Below are 16,813 nucleotides of genomic sequence, written 5' to 3'. Positions count from 1 at the left end.
TCGGACTAGCGATATCACGTCCAAATGGTTATCATACTCTCCACCTGTGGATAACATTTTCTGTGGATATGTGTATAAGATATTGAAAAGATTATGCACAGCTTGGTTTGTGGACATGTTGATACTGTGGGTAATTTTGGGGATAAGTGTGTAAAAGGTGGATTTCCATGGCAAATTTGAGGGCAAAAAGAGGGAGGAAGGCGGATAAATTGAGCGGGAAGAGAGCGGAGTCAAGAGTGAAGAGAACAGAGAAAACAAAGGCCAGTGGGGTTGGACGATTGAAGGTAGAGCAAAAGCTGGTGGCAGGGTAGATAGAAACTGATGGATAGTGCATATAGATGGTCGATTGACGTGTGGTTGGTGACATGTGGACGTGGATGGTTGAGTGTGGCTGTTGACATATAGATGGTCAGTGGTGTCGGTGGTGTGTAGACAGGATAGCTGAGTGTGGTCACCAGACCAACTAACTGGATTTTCTCCCGCTAATTTTATGGTTTTTTACTAAAATGGCGCATTAGATGGAAAATCTCCAGGTAAATCTGGCCGTTCGCGGCAAAAGTGGGAGACTGCGTCAAATTAGCTGTAGGAAATCCATCTAAACTGTGTTTCGATCAATTTACGCCGAAAATAGATGGAGGAAATCCATCTATTTCCGCCACTGTTGCCCCTCTCCGCAACCACCATCAGCGTCAACCGACGCATCCAACAGCCGCGGACACGGCTTATTTTAAAAACTGATCCGTTGATCCCGTCGCAACAAAATCCTTCAACTTCAGAAGCTTCTTCTTCCCCATGTTGCCAGTAATCGTATGAGAGGTAATCTTCTCGGCCTTCGGATCGTCAACGATTCGTTTGACATAATCACCTGTAAGCAGGTTATAGTCTTCTTCGTCACCCGTCGTTTCGGTCATCGTCCCCGAATAGAAGGATCCCACCGTGGCACCTATCAGGTACCAGTCTTCATTTTGAAATCTGAATCGGTAATTCCCGTACCATCTGTCGTTACTTCCTCCATAAAAACTCACGATAAGGGAGCCCCTGTCAATGGCAATGCCAGCCAGTGGATCGCCCCATATTCCGCCTTCATCGGATTTCAGGATCGCCTTATCTGCCATGATCGAGCGTGTATAGGTGCCATCCTTACTTCCAAAAGCAATCAGAAGTGCCCTTTCAGGTACTTGATCTTTCGCGCTTTCCAGCTTTTCAATGACCATGGCAATATCTTGGATACCATCTTTGTTCAAGTCACCTTCCACCCGCACGGGGCCACTCTGACGGACAAGCTGCTGCCAACCTTCGGGCATAAGGACTGCCGGATTTTTAGCCTCGCTCATCTTAGGTGCCGCTTCTTCCTTTTTCACACGAATAGAAGCCGTTGGCTCTTCTGACACAGCGTTCGGAACGGCCGATGTACGCTCATCTACTTGGCACGCGGACAACCCCATCATGAATGCGAATACCATGAAATAATACGTGAATTTCAACCGCATTAGCTCCTTTCGACATATCACTTAGAACGAATCTTATTATTCACGAAATGTGCGAAATCCTATCACTAACCCAATGACAATTAATAGAATCCTACTAAAGCTGTTCCATGTGGGTACGCCAACGGGAAAATAAGAGATGGCCAGCCGAGCAAAATGGGTGTGCCTCTCCCGAGAATTTCATGAGTTCGCCTCCAAACTTCAAGAAAATCTATTCCTTACCCCTTTCCCACTATGTTACACCTATTTCAGAAACTTTTTGCCCACACTTTACGTCTAATATTTGAAATATTTACCACAATTGGTGATGGGAAGTGGTGCCGAAATGAATTGGCGAGCAAGTTGGATGGTAACTTTGTTAGTGGTCACACTAGTGGGACTGTTAGGTAAACCTGCAGGAACCTCGGCGGAATTCATGGCTCAGGGGCCCTATCCCCCTGATGGATTACGTATTCCTGGATCGATAGAGCTATTGTCGGATACAGCTTACTTTCCTGCAGCAGATACACCTGCCGATCAGCCCGAAGGGTGGTTTTCTCCACAAAACGTCAACGTCATTGAGACAAATGGTGCTTGGTCTATTGGCGCAGCTAACTGGAAAATTGAGACGATGTTCGGCCCTCGTTGGATTCGTCCAAATCCGTGGGAGATTGATATCGCTCCACCCGATCGCATTTTGCTAACCTCGGACACGCCGCTATTTAGTAAAATGAGCGAACGAGGGGGTTCGGTAGCAGCCCTTGCACCTCAAGAAGTGAAGGTTGTCCGTGCGGAGAAGCAGTGGTTCTACACGAATGACACGTCCAGTAAAGCATGGATTCAGATTCATACGTCATGGATGGGAGACTTGTGGGCGCACATCCCGGTCAAGCAGATAGGCACCGTTCAAGACGTCAGCAAGCCCGTCTATTATCAAGGTATCTATGGCAGTAAGGAGCTGTTACCCCTTTTACAATCAGTGCAGACTTCAATGGAATCTGCCTCTGCTGGGGAAACACGAATCATTCAAGAGTATACAACGATTTATGACCGTTACTTCTTAGTTGAAACCGAGGCGGGTCCTCTGTGGACATCGCAAGCAGGTGTGTCCATCGTCGCTTCCGATGAAACACTAAACCTGACTACTGAGATTCCACTATTCACTGGCCCAGCGAACAAAGAAATTGCCGTCCTCTCTGGGGAGAAGGTTACTGCCTTCGAAAAAATCACCCAGCCTTTAAGAACTGGTAGAGGTCCTTATAATACTATACATCTTCTGTCCTTTTGCTGCGGAATCAGGATGTGGAGGTTTGCGCGGTATGGAGCATGCCAAACGGCGCCACATGGCTCAAGGCTAGTAAAGAAGGACATATGGGGTGGATCCCTTTACAATCCTGGAACCAAGACAGATTCTGGGACCTCGATACGGGTACTGAGCTGCAGATTGAAACCCAATACCCGCAACAAGTTATTCTAAAGCTTGATAGCCAAGGCGCTCTAAAGTGGAACGAAGATGTTGATGCAGGCTTTGTAAAAGAAGGCGTGGATGTCCTGAAGCTGAAGGTTCTAGCTGAGCAGTTGGGGTACGAGCAAGCGGTTGTGGAAGGCGCAAGGGAAGCCGTTCGGTTTACGAAAGGCGATTATGGCTTCGTTCTACACAAAGGGGAACAGCGTGCTGATATCTACTGGAAAGATATTTTATCCAAATCCGTTGTCCTTAGCAGCATCCCCCAGCAACAAGAAGGTGAGTGGTACTTGGAACAGACGGATGTGAACCTATTATTCGGCCTTTCCCCCATTCCTTGGTACGAGGGGCACGCTTATTATGAAGGAGGCTACAAAGTCGAGCTCGGAAAGCTCCCTGAGAAGTTAACAGGAACAACGGCTAAACTGAATGCTTTCCTTTACGATACACAAGTACAATGGACTCAGAAAAACCTCAAAGACGCCATCCAGCCACGGTTATCTTTGGAGGAAAATAATGATCTAGGCGGCAAGGATGCCTTATCATCGATCACGGTTGCACCCGTCAGTAAGGCCGTTACCGCTGACACAGTCACGCCACTTTACCACTTGAGTACTTCAAGAACGCTGACTTCTGGTCCCCATGATTTGAACATCGTTCTTCGTGTAGGTGAGCGAATCGTGTGGATGCAGCCTTGGCATGTGGTAATGGAGTAGTTGATTTACAGGAATAAAACGAAAAAAGAAGCCTTGGAAGAGGCTTCTTCTTTTTGACTTCAATGTGCTTAATTGCCGTTTCAATCGAATAAATCCCCGATAAATCCCTTTAATTCCCTGTCACTTCGTCCAATCTACCTTCAAATGATTCCACAGATCTTTCTTCCCCATACAACTCATTCAAATGGGTGAGATGCGACATTCCCCAGTCATTCATGGCCTGTAAGACCGTAGACATTCCTTTGCCGTGTTCTGTGATGGAATATTCTACTTTGGGAGGAATTTGGTGATAGATCTTTCGATGAACAATATCGTGATACTCGAGCTCCCTTAATTGTTGGGTTAACATTTTTTTGGTTATATCGGGAATCGCTTTTTGAAGTTCGCTAAATCTCATCGTGCCATTCGAGAAAAGGTGGAACAAAACGACGGGCTTCCATTTGCCTACAAGAATCTCTAGGACGGTTTCAAATTTACAATTGGGTGCCTCCATGTTGATTTCCTCCTCCATTTCATTTAGGTATCTTTTTGTATACTAGGTTTATTTTGAGTAACTACTTCTCAGTATGGCTCCTAGGGATTATTATACGACTATACACTTACTTAATTCAAGGAGGTAATTTTATTTCATGAATATCGCATTGTGGATCGCACAGGGAATTCTAGCATTAGCGTTTATTATGGCAGGCTCAATGAAATCTTTTCAGTATGAGAAAGCCAAAGCCGGGATGCCTTGGGTCAAAGAGTCCTCCAAAGGCTTGGTAACTTTCATAGGGGTATCTGAATTACTTGGGGGATTAGGGTTGATTGTGCCTTATGCGACAGGAATCGCACCTATTTTGACGCCAATTGCCGCTATTGCACTAGGTTTAATCATGGTACTAGCAGCCATATTTCATGCAAAGAGGAATGAAAACTCAGGTATCGGGATGAACATCATTTTCTTGGCGATATTACTCTTTGTAGCAATTGGACGTTGGTAAGTTGATTACAGCACAATACAATGACGAGTAGGAGGTTCAACTATGCTTTCCCCTGTCTTCTTGCCTCACGGCTCACCCTATACCATTTTCGAAAAATCCGAATTCACTGCGTTCCTGAACCGCTTTGGCCAGGAGAACCGCCCAAAAGCCATCGTCATTTTCTCAGCCCACTTCGAAAGTGAAATAACGACCATTGCCGCGACGGACGATGTGCATGAGATGGTTTATGATTACTACGGGTTTCCATCCTCTTATTATCAAGTACAATATCCCGCGAGAGGCTCATCGATCGTTGCCTCCATAGTGGAAGAGCGTCTGCGCCAGCATAACATTCCTGTTCAAAGGAAATATCGCGGCTTAGATCATGGAGTTTTCCCTATCATGATGCACGCATATCCGGAAGCCGATATTCCTATCGTTCCCGTTTCGGTCAACCCCTTCTTGCCCGCGAGACAGCAGATTGCGATCGGTGAAGCGCTGCAAGGGCTTGAGCAAGATGGCATTCTCGTCATCGGGAGCGGATTTTTGACGCATAACTTTAATGAAATTGATCGTGATAAGGATGCTCCACCTCGCGCATGGGCCGTGCAGTTCAGAGATTGGATTCGGGAGAAGGTGCTCGCAAGAGACATCGAAGCCTTAAGCCAATACGAAATACTGGCCCCACATGCAGCAGTAGGCGTCCCACGTGCCGAGCATTTCGTACCTTTGCTCATTGCACTGGGCAGCGGAAGCCCTGGACGTGAGATCCAAGTGTTACACGACACTATCGAACATGGTTCATTGAGCACACTTTGCTTCAAATTTTGACAAAAAAAAGACACTTCATTTAGAAGTGTCTTTTTCATTGCAAGATTCATATGATTATTGAGCTTGTACGATCTCTCTACCCTTATATGAACCGCAGTTTTTGCAAACATGATGCGCTTTTTTAAGTTCAGCACATTGTTCACACTTCACCATTCCTGGCACAGCCAGTTTAAAGTGAGTACGGCGCTTATCGCGACGTGTTTTGGACGTTCTCCGTTGAGGAACTGCCATAGTCAAAACACCTCCAGTTACTTTACTAAACAACAAGAGATATCATAGCCTTCTCGAGCCCGTTTGTCAATGCTAGAACCCATCTTTGAGTTGACTAATCTCGTATAATTACGATTGGCGTCTTGCCCTAATCAGCAGCAGACCTGCCCCAATAGTTAGGATTACGCCCACCTGCACGAATTCTAGTAGATGATAGCGAACCAACCGATGATAGATCGCTTTGAGCAAAGTCCATTTATTCGTATACGACATGGTATCCATCTTGTCTTTTAAACTCACATCCTCGATAGGATCTATGCCTTGCCCCATCTTACTTAATTCCAATGTGGCATTGGTAAGCTTCTTCGTTAAGGAACAAGAGCTTGTTTCCAGCATATTCTCCTTAAAGTTATAATCAGATGCAAAAACAAGATAGGGTTCACCTAGTTGAAACGTATAGCCACACGAAGGTTCGCCCAAGTTGGTAAGGACAATGGCCTGTGTCTGATTCATCCCTTTCCACGATTTCTCAACATCGAAATGAACGGCGATTTTATGATCGAGAATGCCATTGATATCTAAAACCTGTGGTTCGATGGCAAGAACTTTGCCCGAAAATACAACCTTAGATCGTTCCACAGCCTTTATCGGATCTGTTTGCAGCGCGCAGCTACAAGCATAGCTTTTACTCGGCACAACTAGGCTCATAAAACTTAATATGAATACAACAGAGAGAGCCATCATAAATCTATTCACAAGCTTCGTCCTTTCATTTGAAAATCTCCCAAACTAACAGACGAGGATTTCCAAATAATGTTTCACTCGTAGGACTAAAACAGAAAAAATCCTCCTACCCCGAAGGGCAGAAGGACAACTGTTACTTCTTAACGGCTGAAATCAATAGGAAGATGGGACGGCGCGTCTCGTCTTTCATATCGGGGTACTTCTCCAAAGCTTCTGGCGTTGGTTGCGGCTCAGCGAGCTTCGTAATAAGGAAGCCCGCTTCAATTAACGCGTTCATATAGGAAGCGATCGTTCGATGATATTTGACCACATCATGATCTAGGAACCTCGCTACCCGCTGCCCCTCCTCCTGATAGTCGTCGACAGGCCAGTGCATACGCTCGCCTCCGGGACCATAATGCCAGTCTTGCGCAGCACGTGCGGTAAAGATCGGATGCTCCACAGAGAGGACGAAGGAGCCTCCTGCGGCCAGACAATGCTGCACCTTACGGCAAACCGCATCAAATTGCTCAACATAGTGAAGAGCCAATGAGGAGATGACAACGTCAAACTCGCCCGCGGCGAAGTCAATGTCTTCAATCGCCAGTCTCTGATACGTAATACCCGAATCGTTATGATTCGCGCTGGCATACGCCAGCATTTTCTCGGAGAGATCTACACCAACAACGGACGCTGCCCCCTGCTCACGGGCATATTTGCAATGCCAACCGTAACCGCATCCAAGGTCAAGAACACGTTTGCCTTGAAGCGTAGGCAGCATCGTACGAAGTACAGGCCATTCCCCAGCTGCGTTGAGGCCGCCAATTGAACGAGGCATCTCACTGTATTTTTCATAAAATCCAAGTTCATCATATTTATTCTGTTTCATGGCATCTAGGACTCCTCATTTGAAATTAGCTGATTGCTTCGACAACTTTCAAACTTATCGTAAATATAGTACCTCGCGGGGAACTCTCTTTCAGCTCAATATTACCATCTAACTCTTTCATTATGTTTCTGCATAAGGCAAGGCCAAGCCCCATGCCTCGTACAAGTGTCTGTTTGAGCTCTCCTCTAAAGAAACTTTCAAAGATATAACCCTGCTCTGACTCAGGAATTCCAGTTCCTGTATCATTGATATCTATTTTTACGCTATTCTGCCCTTCATATAAATGAATCTGTATCTTCCCTTTGTCTCCCATCGCCGCTTTCGCATTATTCAATACATTAACAATCACCTGTTTCAATCGTACCCCATCTGTCATGACGTATACGGATGGATTTTCAGAGTGAAAGTCCACCTGAATATCAGGGTCTTTGTCCGTCAATGACCATTGTTGAATGATTTCTGCAATGAATACATTAAGATTAGTTTGCTCCTGCTTTACTTTGATCGCGCCAACAGCATACGAGTTAAATTCAAGCAAATCCTCTATCATCCGTTGTAAATGCTGCGTTTCCTTAAAGCAAAGGTTGAGGAAATGCTTCGCGTCCTCTCCGGTTACAACATCATCTCGTACAGCTTGTACGAGTCCACTAATCGAGGTAACCGGCGTCTTCAACTCATGGGTAACACCCGCCAACAGTTTGTTCCTTAAATAGTCCAGTTGATTTAACTGTTTGGCCATCTCGCTAAACGACTCCTGGAGCTCAAATATCTCCTTTTCCTTAATGGCTGGATTTAATTCCACCTGGTAGGAGCCGTTCTTGATTTGCTTCGTCGCTTTAACAACATCTTGGAGTGGTTTGATGAGCCTTCTAGTGAGCAGATACAAAATCCCCCAACCCAAAATGAATACCACAACAAACATCACATATACAATTTCTTTATAGTTTGGGACATCAAAACTCTGAGAAGGGATTAGCACAATATATAAATAGCCTACCGTGCTCCCTTGCGTAGATTGAATTTTCTTAACAAAATACGACGTCGCGTTTCCTTGCAAAGAAATGGGCTGTGGCACACCCTCAGCAACTCCCATCGTCGTTTGCTCTTGCAGGACAGCCTTAACTTCTGGCGGGATGAGCTCAGGTTTAGAAAAAATCGGACGCCCGTTCGTATCTACGACAAAAGTCATAAATTGCGTGCCCGTGGCTTCCCGTTTTTTTATGAGAAAATCCTCCCAAAAATGCATCGGACCCATCTCAATTCGACCATTCCGCACTTGAATATGTTTGGGAATTTCCTCGGTAAGCGCGCGGCCAGTGTCCTCGTTCTTCTGTGTACTTTTGAATTCCAAGAAATAAAAAGAACTGGCACCTATCGCGATTAACCCTATAATTAACGTGATTACATAACGGGTCGTCCAATATTGAAGCAGTGTTTTGCGTTCAGGAGATGTTGTTGACACGCGCTTGATACCCCACTCCTCTTATAGTTGCAATCTCGCCTTCCTCTGCGCGCCAGTCACGCAAGGTTTGACGAATGCGATTGACAGCTAGATCAACAGCTCGCTCGCTGCCCTCATAATCAAACCCCCATACATTTTCAATTAACTGATCTCTCGTTAGGGTTTGATTGGGATGTCTGAACAAATAGAAAAGCAGATCTAAATCCTTGGGGGTAAATCGAAGCTCAGTTCCTTTTAGGTACACCGAATGTGATTTGAAATTGACTTTGAGACTGCCAAAGTAAACCGCATCCTCTTGCTCAAATACACGCGCTGTGCGTCGCAACACAGCATTGACTCGAGCAACGATCTCCTCCCCTATGAATGGCTTAGTGATATAGTCATCTGCCCCTGAATTCAGCCCTTGCAGCTTGTCCTGAATTGTCCCAATTGCCGTAAGCATAATAACCGGACACGAACTTCTCTCGCGCACATAGTGCAGGATGCTCCACCCCGTATCATCCGGCAGTGTGATGTCCAGTAGAACGAGATCTGCCAGTTGCGAGTCCCATAAAACCTTCGCTTCCTTACAGGTATAAGCTTGACGAACGGCATATCCTTCTTTTTCAAGGTATGCTTTAAGGACTAACGAAATCGTCCGATCATCTTCCACGATTAAAATACTACGCATTATCTCCCGCCCCGTCACATGTTATCTGTCATTGGCTACTTCAAGCTCCTCATCATCGTACCAATTACACTGTGAAAAAGGAATACATCTCATCCGAAGGCTGAAATTTCCGATGACGATACTGATTCGCCTGACTATCGTAGGTATAGTCTTGACGCCATTCTTCAATATGTTCGGTAATTTCAGAAATCGCTCGTACGATCTCCAGCGCTTCCCTATCCGTCATAACAGGGTGCAAGGAAATACGAAGCCACCCAGGCTTCTTACTCAGTACACCCGCATCAATTTGATCCGTAATTTGTTTGGAGCCCAGCTTATCGATGCCGAGCAAATAATGTCCATATGTCCCCGCACACGAACAGCCACCGCGAGCCTGAATTCCAAAACGATCACTTAACAGTTTGGTAAATAAATTATGATGGATATGTTCCGCGTAGAAAGAAATAATCCCCATACGCTCACTTCGCTCGGGCTCAAGCAGACGGATGTTCGGGTTCCCTTTTAACCCCTCGAAAATAATAGTAAGCAGTTCAGCCTCCCGCTTCTGGATGGATTTCACGCCCATTTGCTCCTTCAGCTTCAGGCAAAGCGCTGTCCGAATAACTTGAAGAATACCTGGGGTGCCGCCATCCTCCCGTTCCTCAATATCGTCGCAATAGGCTTTCTCCCCCCATGGGTTTGTCCACTTCACCGTACCACCTCCCACTGCATCTGGTACTTGATTCTGATACAACTTCTTATTTAACAGCAGAACACCGCTGCTTCCTGGCCCACCAAGAAATTTGTGCGGGGAGAAGTAGATGGCATCTAACCGCTCCATTGGTTCCTCGGGATGCATGTCCATTTCCACATAAGGAGCAGCAGCAGCAAAGTCCACGAAACAAAACCCGCCATAGGCATGCATCATACGCGCCATTTGGTGATACGGTGTGGATAAGCCAGTCACATTAGAAGTTGCCGTAAAAGCACCGATAATCCGTTTGCGGTGTTGATAGCGCTCGAGCAGTGTCTGCAAATTTGTTAAACTAATCGCACCGTCTCCGTCAGGTTCTAGCACGTGAACGTCAGCTATGGTTTCCAGCCAAGACGTATGATTGGAATGATGCTCCATATGCGTAATTATGACGACAGGACGATCCTCTTCTTCTAAAATAATCTTCGAACGCATCGAATCGTGTACCCGTAATCCAAGAAGCCGTTGGAGAAGATTGATTACGCCAGTCGTGCCAGAACCACAGGTAAAAAGTATATCTTCATTGGGATCGGCATGAACATGTTCCTTAATTAAGAGCCTCGCATAGTGATACCATTTGGTCATCATTTCCCCCGTCGCGCTTGCCTCAGTGTGCGTATTGGCCATGTATGGCCCGACAATGTCAGTCAATTTCTTCTCAATCGGCATATATAAGCGACCGCTAGCGGTCCAATCCGCATAGATCATTTTTTGTAAGCCATAAGGTGTCTCAATCGGCTGTTCAATGCCCACAACATACTTGCGATAGGAATGAAAATATTGCTCAAGTGTTGACATGATGATGTATACCTCCAGTAAAATATCTTAGGTATACAGTATCATTTGAATTTATCAAGATTGTTTTAACTCATGCCGGTTTCAAGCGATATTCGTGTATGTTTAGGCAACATCGTTGAAATATTAGCACTATTAACCTTTTCCATTGAGAGAACCTCTATCGAGCCCATTCAAGGATTGTGGTAAAATGAAGCCAAAGAATGACCAGAAGTGGGTGATTTCCTTTGTTTAAAATCTTACTTATCGAAGATGATGCCACCTTGTTCGCAGAGATCAAAGAGCGTTTGGCCCAATGGTCCTACGATGTGCATGGCATCACTGACTTCAATAAAGTAGTTGAATCCTTTATTCTACTGAAGCCCGATCTCGTCATCATTGATATTCAACTGCCGAAATTCGACGGGTTTCATTGGTGCCGCATGATTCGGACGCATTCCAATGTGCCGATCGTCTTCCTCTCTTCGCGCGACCATCCGACGGATATGGTGATGTCTATGCAACTTGGAGCGGACGACTTTATCCAAAAGCCCTTTCATTTTGACGTGCTGATCGCGAAAATCCATGCCATACTCCGGCGGGTCTACAACTACAATACGGAACAAATGAAGCTCAAAACATGGTGCAGCGCTACCATCGATTTTGAGAAAAATATCGTTAGTCATGCTTCTGGATCCATTGAACTGACCAAGAATGAAATCTACATATTGAAGCTCCTCATCGAACATAAAAATACGATTGTCAGCCGGGAAGATATCATCAATAGCTTATGGAATGACCAGCGTTTTGTAAGTGATAATACGTTGACGGTGAACGTGAATAGGCTTAGAAAGAAGCTGGACGAGCTGGATTTAGGACGTTTTATCGAAACAAAGGTCGGGCAAGGCTACATCGCAACGGAAGAGACCCCTCAGTATGATTAAGGTGTATCTTAGAGAGCGAATAAGTTGGATAGGGATGTTCCTATTGGGTCAAGTCCTCCTGCTGCTTATCGCTTATCTCGACCACTCGATTCCATTCCGGTCCGTTCTATATATTGTCTTCTTATCCACGATGCTGTTCATCATCTTCATGATTTTTCGCTATCACAAGGAGACGCCCTTCATTAAGCGATTATATGACTGGGAAACCAGCCTGGATGTATCCGGTTTCGCTGACGCAGCAAGTCCATTTGAGAAGATCATAGAAGCAGCCTTGGTCAATCAAACCGAGCAACTCCACCAGACCGCCTCGCGGCAGCAAATCGCATTGGAACAAGAGAAAGACGAACTGCTATCTTGGATCCATGAAGTGAAGACGCCTCTCACCGCCATGCATCTGATGATTGGACGTTTGGATAACGATAGGGCGAAGGCTTCCATCACCTTTGAATGGCTGCGTATTCATCATCTTCTGGACCAACAGCTTCATCAGCTGCGACTTCCCTCGATTGACAATGATCTCTACATTGAAAAGGTACAGATCGAAGATCTCCTCTATTCGGAGATTAAATCCCTGCAATCTTGGTGTATTCAAAAAGGCATGGGGTTTGACGTTCTTTTGGACGCCACTCAAGTCCTCAGTGATGCCAAATGGCTCGCTTTCATCCTGCGTCAACTCCTGACGAATGCTGTGAAATACAGTGACAGTTTCTCACCTGATATTATCGTGAGGAGTTTCATCGTACAGGAGCGTACTGTCCTCGAAATTACGGACTTTGGACGCGGCATTGATGCCAGGGATCTTCCCCGTATCTTCGATAAGGGCTTTACCTCTACGACCTGGCATCAGGACAGCGCCGCGACGGGCATGGGCTTATATTTGGCTCGCAAAGCCGCTGACACACTGCATATCCAGATCACTGTGCATTCGGAGGTTGGCGTTGGAACAACGTTCACCCTCGGTTTCCCACAGTCCAATGAACTCGTTCGGATTACAGGCATGTGACAATAATGTCACATGCTTTTCTACTTTGTTCGTCCAATCGAAGGATAAATGCGGTCTAGCTTTTTATAATAAAGCTAATCGTGTAAAGGAGTGTGTCATTCATGTCTATCTTACAAGCCGTTAAAATTCATAAAAGCTTCGGCAATAAACATAACAAACAAGAGGTACTTCGTGGCCTTGATATCTCGATCGAAAAAGGGGAGTTCGTCAGCATCATGGGCCCTTCCGGCTCTGGGAAAACAACCCTGCTCAACGTGCTTTCCTCCATCGACAAAGTAAGTCATGGTTCCATTCAGATTAACAAGGCAGAAACGACGACCATGAAAGAAAAGCAATTAGCTGAGTTTCGGAAGAATCATCTCGGCTTTATTTTTCAAGATTATAATTTGCTGGATACCCTGACTGTGAAAGAAAATATCCTGCTTCCCTTATCGATAACGAAGATGTCCAAGGTTGAAGCTAATCAGAGGTTTCATGACCTTGCGACTGAGCTCGGCATTTATGAGTTGAAGGATAAGTATCCGAACGAAATATCCGGTGGGCAGAAACAGCGAACGTCTGCTGCTAGAGCGTTCATTCATGATCCTGACATTATTTTTGCGGATGAACCTACGGGTGCACTCGATTCCAAATCTGCCTCCGATTTACTTAATAAACTTAGTGAAATGAATGTAAGTCGCCAAGCGAGCATTGTGATGGTCACGCATGACCCCGTCGCCGCCAGCTACAGCAGCAGAGTGATCTTCATTAAAGATGGGCAGATTTACTCCCAAATTTATAAAGGGCAAGAAACGAGACAAGCCTTTTTTCAAGACATCATGAAGACCCAAGGCGTCCTGGGCGGTGTGCACAATGAGTATTAATCAGCTCATCCTCCAAAACTTGAAGGCTAATATTAAGCATTACTACTTGTACGTCTTGGCATTAATGTTTAGCGTTGCGCTCTATTTCGCCTTTGTCACGTTGCAGTATGACCCTGCTCTAGATGCGACCAAGGGGACTATTAAAGGCGCCGCTGCGCTGAAGTCTGCCTCGGTCCTGCTTATCGCCATTGTTGCTATCTTCAACTTATATGCGAATAATATTTTTGTGAAAAGACGTAGTAAAGAAATCGGTCTTCTGCAACTCATCGGCATGACGAAGGGGAAAATCTTTCGCATCCTAAGTACCGAGAATTTCATCCTATACTTCGGATCGCTAGTGGTTGGGGCGTTTATCGGATTCTCCGTGTCTAAGCTCATTCTGATGGTCTTATTGCAAATTACAGGGGTTAAGGCTAACGCAACGCTCCACTTTTCGGTTCAAGCATTTATCCAAACCATTGTTGTTTTCAGTGCCGTTTACTTGTTAATTCTATTGGTCAATTATTTGTTTATTCAAAGGCAGACGATTCTCTCGTTGTTCCATGTCGCTTCCTCTACCGAAGCCAAAGTGAAGCAAATGTCGAAACCGGAAGCATTCCTTGGATTCATTGGGCTGTGTCTCGTTTTGTTAGGCTACTATGTATCCTCAAAGTTATTTTCCGGAAGCATTATGACAGCACCTGCATTATTGAGCAGTATGCTTTTCATTCTTGCCTCTGTGATCATCGGTACTTATCTATTTTACAAAGGGTCTGTCCGCTTGATTTTGAATGGGATCCGTAAAAGGAAGAATGGCTACTTGAACGTACAAGAGGTACTTTCCCTCGCTTCCATCATGTACCGGATGAAATCCAATGCGTTGTTGTTGATGGTGATCACAACGGTATCTGCTTTAGCGATTGGGTTGCTGTCCTTGAGCTATATTACGTACTATTCGGTTGAAAAAACAGCCGAAAGGAACCTTCCTGCTCACTTTGCCGTGACAGAACATCAACATGCTGAGCGCTTTACCAAAGCCTTGGATGAAGGCGGTATTAAACATCGCGAGACAATGATTGAGGTTATTCAAATTAAAGCTGATTTTAGCCAAGTGTTGGATATGAAAAATGAACTTTATATGAGCCTAGATGCCGGTCAGATGGCCGTTATCAGCGATGCCGCTGCAGGATCAATTGATGTGACAGCTGACCAAACCTTTTTTACCGGGGCTAACGATGAAATGCAGAAATTTCTTCGCTTCAAACCGAACGGTCTAGTCCAACTAAGCACCCAGAACACCGTCATCCCGCTAACGTATAGCGGCATCGAGGAACAATCCTACATTTCGAGGCGCTTCTCGATGGGCAATCTGCCTGTTGCCGTCGTAGACGATTCCGTCTTTCAGCGTCTCAAGCAAGATCTCGACCCTCGCATTCAAGGAAAATCATCGCTATATATCGGTATTGATATCGTGAATGAGAAGGAACGTGAGAAAGCTAATCAACTGTTTCATGAAGTCGAATTTGATGAGCAAGCTTCCCGTGAATCTCGCCAAGATATGGCAAGTGAAGCGAAAAATCGCATGGGATTGATCATGTTCATCGTCGGGTTCCTAGGACTCACTTTCCTGATCACTTCAGGTTGCATTCTTTATTTTAAGCAAATGGATGAGAGTGAGGATGAGAAATCGTCGTATACCATTCTACGAAAGCTTGGTTTTACACAAGGCGATCTACTCAATGGCATTAAGGTTAAACAGCTATTTAATTTTGGCATTCCCTTGGTTGTTGGGCTGGTTCACAGTTACTTCGCCATCCAATCGGGATGGTTCTTGTTTGGAACGGAACTGTGGACGCCGATGATGATCGTAATGGGGCTGTACACGGCACTCTACTCTGTGTTCGGGGTGCTGTCTGTTCAGCATTATCGGAAGGTGATTAAGCGGGCGTTGTAAGTATCTGTCCTAATTCAAGTAAATTGAAGGCTGCCCCAAGTAGTTCCATCTACTTGAGAGCAGCCTTTCTCTATTTCGTCAAATGGACGCGTGGCGAGGTAGCGAAAGGGAACGTGAGTGCGCTAATTACCCGATTACCGCCTTTCTGAGCGTTTTCTGACAAATAGGATACTAACGTTCCCCTTAATGACCATTTGGCCCCTTTAATTACTAATAGAGCATCCTAGTTTTCCTCTCATCCCTGAAGCTCAACAAAAAAGAAGCCCGCAGAAAGTACTGCGGACCCCTTCACTAATAGCTGCGAGCTACGTTACCTTACTCACAATTTTCAAAACCGCGTCGCGTGTCAATTTGCTTCCACCAGCAGAAAGCAGATTAAGCGTCGCATGCGCGAGCGCCAACGGTACCTTACAGAATTTCAACGCTGGACCCTGCTTCAGGTCTGCGATATAAGCGTCGGCAAGTTGTAGATTACGGCGCGTGTACTGCTGCATTTCCTTGAAGCCCCAGCCTTCCGGAAAGAAGCTAACGCCACGTTTCGCGTCTTCAGCTTGGTTTCGAAGGATATTAACCGCCTGCAACCCTCTTCCGAAGGCAATGGCCTTATCACGATCTGATTGCGTGCCGTCATTCCACTGCCACAGCTCAGACAGCATTTCGCCAACCATACCAGCCACACTGTATGTATACCCATCCAAATCTTCTTCCGTACGGATGCTCCACCCTTTTTGGACCCATTCCGACATTTGGAGTGACATTTTCGCAATGTATTTCTCAATAATTGGTCTCGCCGAAGGCGGACAAAGACGCAGCCATTCAGCAAGTCGCAGAGAAACTTCTGGAAGTTCTTGCGCCGTATAGGGTGATAATAATTTCTGTATGGCATCCATAATATCCGATGACTGGAATGCTCCGTGCACACCAGCTAACAGCTCTATTTTCAAACCATCCACCAGATTCTCATGATCTTCGATTTCATCTATAGCCCGCATGCACAGATAGGCAGATGCTACCGCTTCTTTCAGACCTGCGTCCAAGCTGCTAATCGGTATATAAAAGGTGCGGCTCGTTTGTTTCAACATGGTCATTGCATCTTTCACAGTATCGGTACTAATGGTAATTACCTCCAAGTATAAACTTACCTTTAACTTATATAATGTTACCTCATG

Annotated in this window: 18 protein-coding genes; 9 read left to right on the top strand and 9 right to left on the bottom strand. The window is 45.5% G+C overall.

Features of this window, described 5'->3' with window-relative positions; all coding sequences use genetic code 11:
- Nucleotides 1-167: 167 nt before the first annotated feature.
- Nucleotides 168-311 carry a hypothetical protein gene (locus ACSQ8O_RS04570; protein ID WP_436240603.1) on the top strand — a complete coding sequence of 48 codons (144 nt, stop codon included), beginning with the start codon at nucleotides 168-170 and terminating at the stop codon, nucleotides 309-311.
- Nucleotides 312-722: 411 nt separating this feature from the next.
- Here ACSQ8O_RS04570 and ACSQ8O_RS04565 read toward each other — a convergent pair whose 3' ends face one another.
- Complete coding sequence (locus ACSQ8O_RS04565; RefSeq protein WP_436240602.1) at nucleotides 723-1,484, bottom strand: hypothetical protein; 762 nt, start codon at nucleotides 1,482-1,484, stop codon at nucleotides 723-725.
- Between the two features lie 328 nt (nucleotides 1,485-1,812).
- Here ACSQ8O_RS04565 and ACSQ8O_RS04560 point away from each other — a divergent pair, with 328 nt between their 5' ends.
- Entirely contained in the window at nucleotides 1,813-2,943 is a 1,131-nt protein-coding gene (locus tag ACSQ8O_RS04560) for a hypothetical protein (RefSeq protein ID WP_436240601.1), read from the top strand.
- Complete coding sequence (locus tag ACSQ8O_RS04555; RefSeq protein WP_436240600.1) at nucleotides 2,838-3,647, top strand: hypothetical protein; 810 nt, start codon at nucleotides 2,838-2,840, stop codon at nucleotides 3,645-3,647. The genes ACSQ8O_RS04560 and ACSQ8O_RS04555 overlap by 106 nt, the downstream gene beginning before the upstream one ends.
- 109 nt (nucleotides 3,648-3,756) lie before the next feature.
- On the opposite strand, the gene ACSQ8O_RS04550 is transcribed toward ACSQ8O_RS04555, so the two are convergent.
- On the bottom strand, nucleotides 3,757-4,140 hold the full coding sequence (locus tag ACSQ8O_RS04550; RefSeq protein ID WP_436240599.1) for a winged helix-turn-helix transcriptional regulator: 384 nt from the start codon (nucleotides 4,138-4,140) through the stop codon (nucleotides 3,757-3,759).
- Nucleotides 4,141-4,276: 136 nt separating this feature from the next.
- Here ACSQ8O_RS04550 and ACSQ8O_RS04545 point away from each other — a divergent pair, with 136 nt between their 5' ends.
- Nucleotides 4,277-4,630 (top strand): DoxX family protein, encoded by a 354-nt coding sequence (locus ACSQ8O_RS04545; RefSeq protein ID WP_436240598.1) that lies wholly within the window; start codon nucleotides 4,277-4,279, stop codon nucleotides 4,628-4,630.
- A gap of 42 nt (nucleotides 4,631-4,672) precedes the next feature.
- Nucleotides 4,673-5,440 carry a DODA-type extradiol aromatic ring-opening family dioxygenase gene (locus ACSQ8O_RS04540; RefSeq protein ID WP_436240597.1) on the top strand — a complete coding sequence of 256 codons (768 nt, stop codon included), beginning with the start codon at nucleotides 4,673-4,675 and terminating at the stop codon, nucleotides 5,438-5,440.
- 54 nt (nucleotides 5,441-5,494) lie between these two features.
- Here ACSQ8O_RS04540 and rpmF read toward each other — a convergent pair whose 3' ends face one another.
- The 6 genes from rpmF to ACSQ8O_RS04510 form a co-directional block, all read right to left on the bottom strand.
- Nucleotides 5,495-5,671, bottom strand: a complete 177-nt coding sequence (gene rpmF / locus ACSQ8O_RS04535; protein WP_047680282.1) for a 50S ribosomal protein L32 — start codon at nucleotides 5,669-5,671, stop codon at nucleotides 5,495-5,497.
- Between the two features lie 108 nt (nucleotides 5,672-5,779).
- Nucleotides 5,780-6,406 carry a hypothetical protein gene (locus ACSQ8O_RS04530; protein ID WP_436240596.1) on the bottom strand — a complete coding sequence of 209 codons (627 nt, stop codon included), beginning with the start codon at nucleotides 6,404-6,406 and terminating at the stop codon, nucleotides 5,780-5,782.
- A 121-nt stretch (nucleotides 6,407-6,527) separates the two neighbouring features.
- Nucleotides 6,528-7,262: a class I SAM-dependent methyltransferase gene (locus ACSQ8O_RS04525; protein WP_436240595.1), complete on the bottom strand. Its 735-nt coding sequence runs from the start codon at nucleotides 7,260-7,262 to the stop codon at nucleotides 6,528-6,530.
- 25 nt (nucleotides 7,263-7,287) lie between these two features.
- Complete coding sequence (locus ACSQ8O_RS04520) at nucleotides 7,288-8,724, bottom strand: ATP-binding protein (protein ID WP_436240594.1); 1,437 nt, start codon at nucleotides 8,722-8,724, stop codon at nucleotides 7,288-7,290.
- Nucleotides 8,705-9,394, bottom strand: a complete 690-nt coding sequence (locus ACSQ8O_RS04515; protein WP_436240593.1) for a response regulator transcription factor — start codon at nucleotides 9,392-9,394, stop codon at nucleotides 8,705-8,707. The genes ACSQ8O_RS04520 and ACSQ8O_RS04515 overlap by 20 nt, the downstream gene beginning before the upstream one ends.
- Nucleotides 9,395-9,458: 64 nt before the next feature.
- On the bottom strand, nucleotides 9,459-10,925 hold the full coding sequence (locus ACSQ8O_RS04510) for an aminotransferase class V-fold PLP-dependent enzyme (RefSeq protein WP_436240592.1): 1,467 nt from the start codon (nucleotides 10,923-10,925) through the stop codon (nucleotides 9,459-9,461).
- Between the two features lie 224 nt (nucleotides 10,926-11,149).
- Here ACSQ8O_RS04510 and ACSQ8O_RS04505 point away from each other — a divergent pair, with 224 nt between their 5' ends.
- The 4 genes from ACSQ8O_RS04505 to ACSQ8O_RS04490 all read left to right on the top strand — a co-directional run bounded on the left by ACSQ8O_RS04505 (nucleotide 11,150) and on the right by ACSQ8O_RS04490 (nucleotide 15,644).
- On the top strand, nucleotides 11,150-11,845 hold the full coding sequence (locus tag ACSQ8O_RS04505) for a response regulator transcription factor (RefSeq protein WP_436240591.1): 696 nt from the start codon (nucleotides 11,150-11,152) through the stop codon (nucleotides 11,843-11,845).
- Nucleotides 11,838-12,848, top strand: coding sequence for a sensor histidine kinase (locus ACSQ8O_RS04500; RefSeq protein WP_436240590.1), 1,011 nt, complete (start codon nucleotides 11,838-11,840; stop codon nucleotides 12,846-12,848). The genes ACSQ8O_RS04505 and ACSQ8O_RS04500 overlap by 8 nt, the downstream gene beginning before the upstream one ends.
- A gap of 101 nt (nucleotides 12,849-12,949) precedes the next feature.
- Nucleotides 12,950-13,711 (top strand): ABC transporter ATP-binding protein, encoded by a 762-nt coding sequence (locus tag ACSQ8O_RS04495; RefSeq protein WP_436240589.1) that lies wholly within the window; start codon nucleotides 12,950-12,952, stop codon nucleotides 13,709-13,711.
- Nucleotides 13,701-15,644: an FtsX-like permease family protein gene (locus tag ACSQ8O_RS04490; RefSeq protein WP_436240588.1), complete on the top strand. Its 1,944-nt coding sequence runs from the start codon at nucleotides 13,701-13,703 to the stop codon at nucleotides 15,642-15,644. The genes ACSQ8O_RS04495 and ACSQ8O_RS04490 overlap by 11 nt, the downstream gene beginning before the upstream one ends.
- 305 nt (nucleotides 15,645-15,949) lie before the next feature.
- On the opposite strand, the gene ACSQ8O_RS04485 is transcribed toward ACSQ8O_RS04490, so the two are convergent.
- Complete coding sequence (locus ACSQ8O_RS04485) at nucleotides 15,950-16,732, bottom strand: squalene/phytoene synthase family protein (protein ID WP_436240587.1); 783 nt, start codon at nucleotides 16,730-16,732, stop codon at nucleotides 15,950-15,952.
- Nucleotides 16,733-16,813 lie beyond the last annotated feature (81 nt).

This window comes from Paenibacillus sp. LjRoot56, assembly GCF_964253335.1.
In the GTDB taxonomy this organism is placed as follows: domain Bacteria; phylum Bacillota; class Bacilli; order Paenibacillales; family NBRC-103111; genus Paenibacillus_E; species Paenibacillus_E allorhizoplanae.
This window is presented reverse-complemented; position numbering and strand designations above follow the sequence as displayed.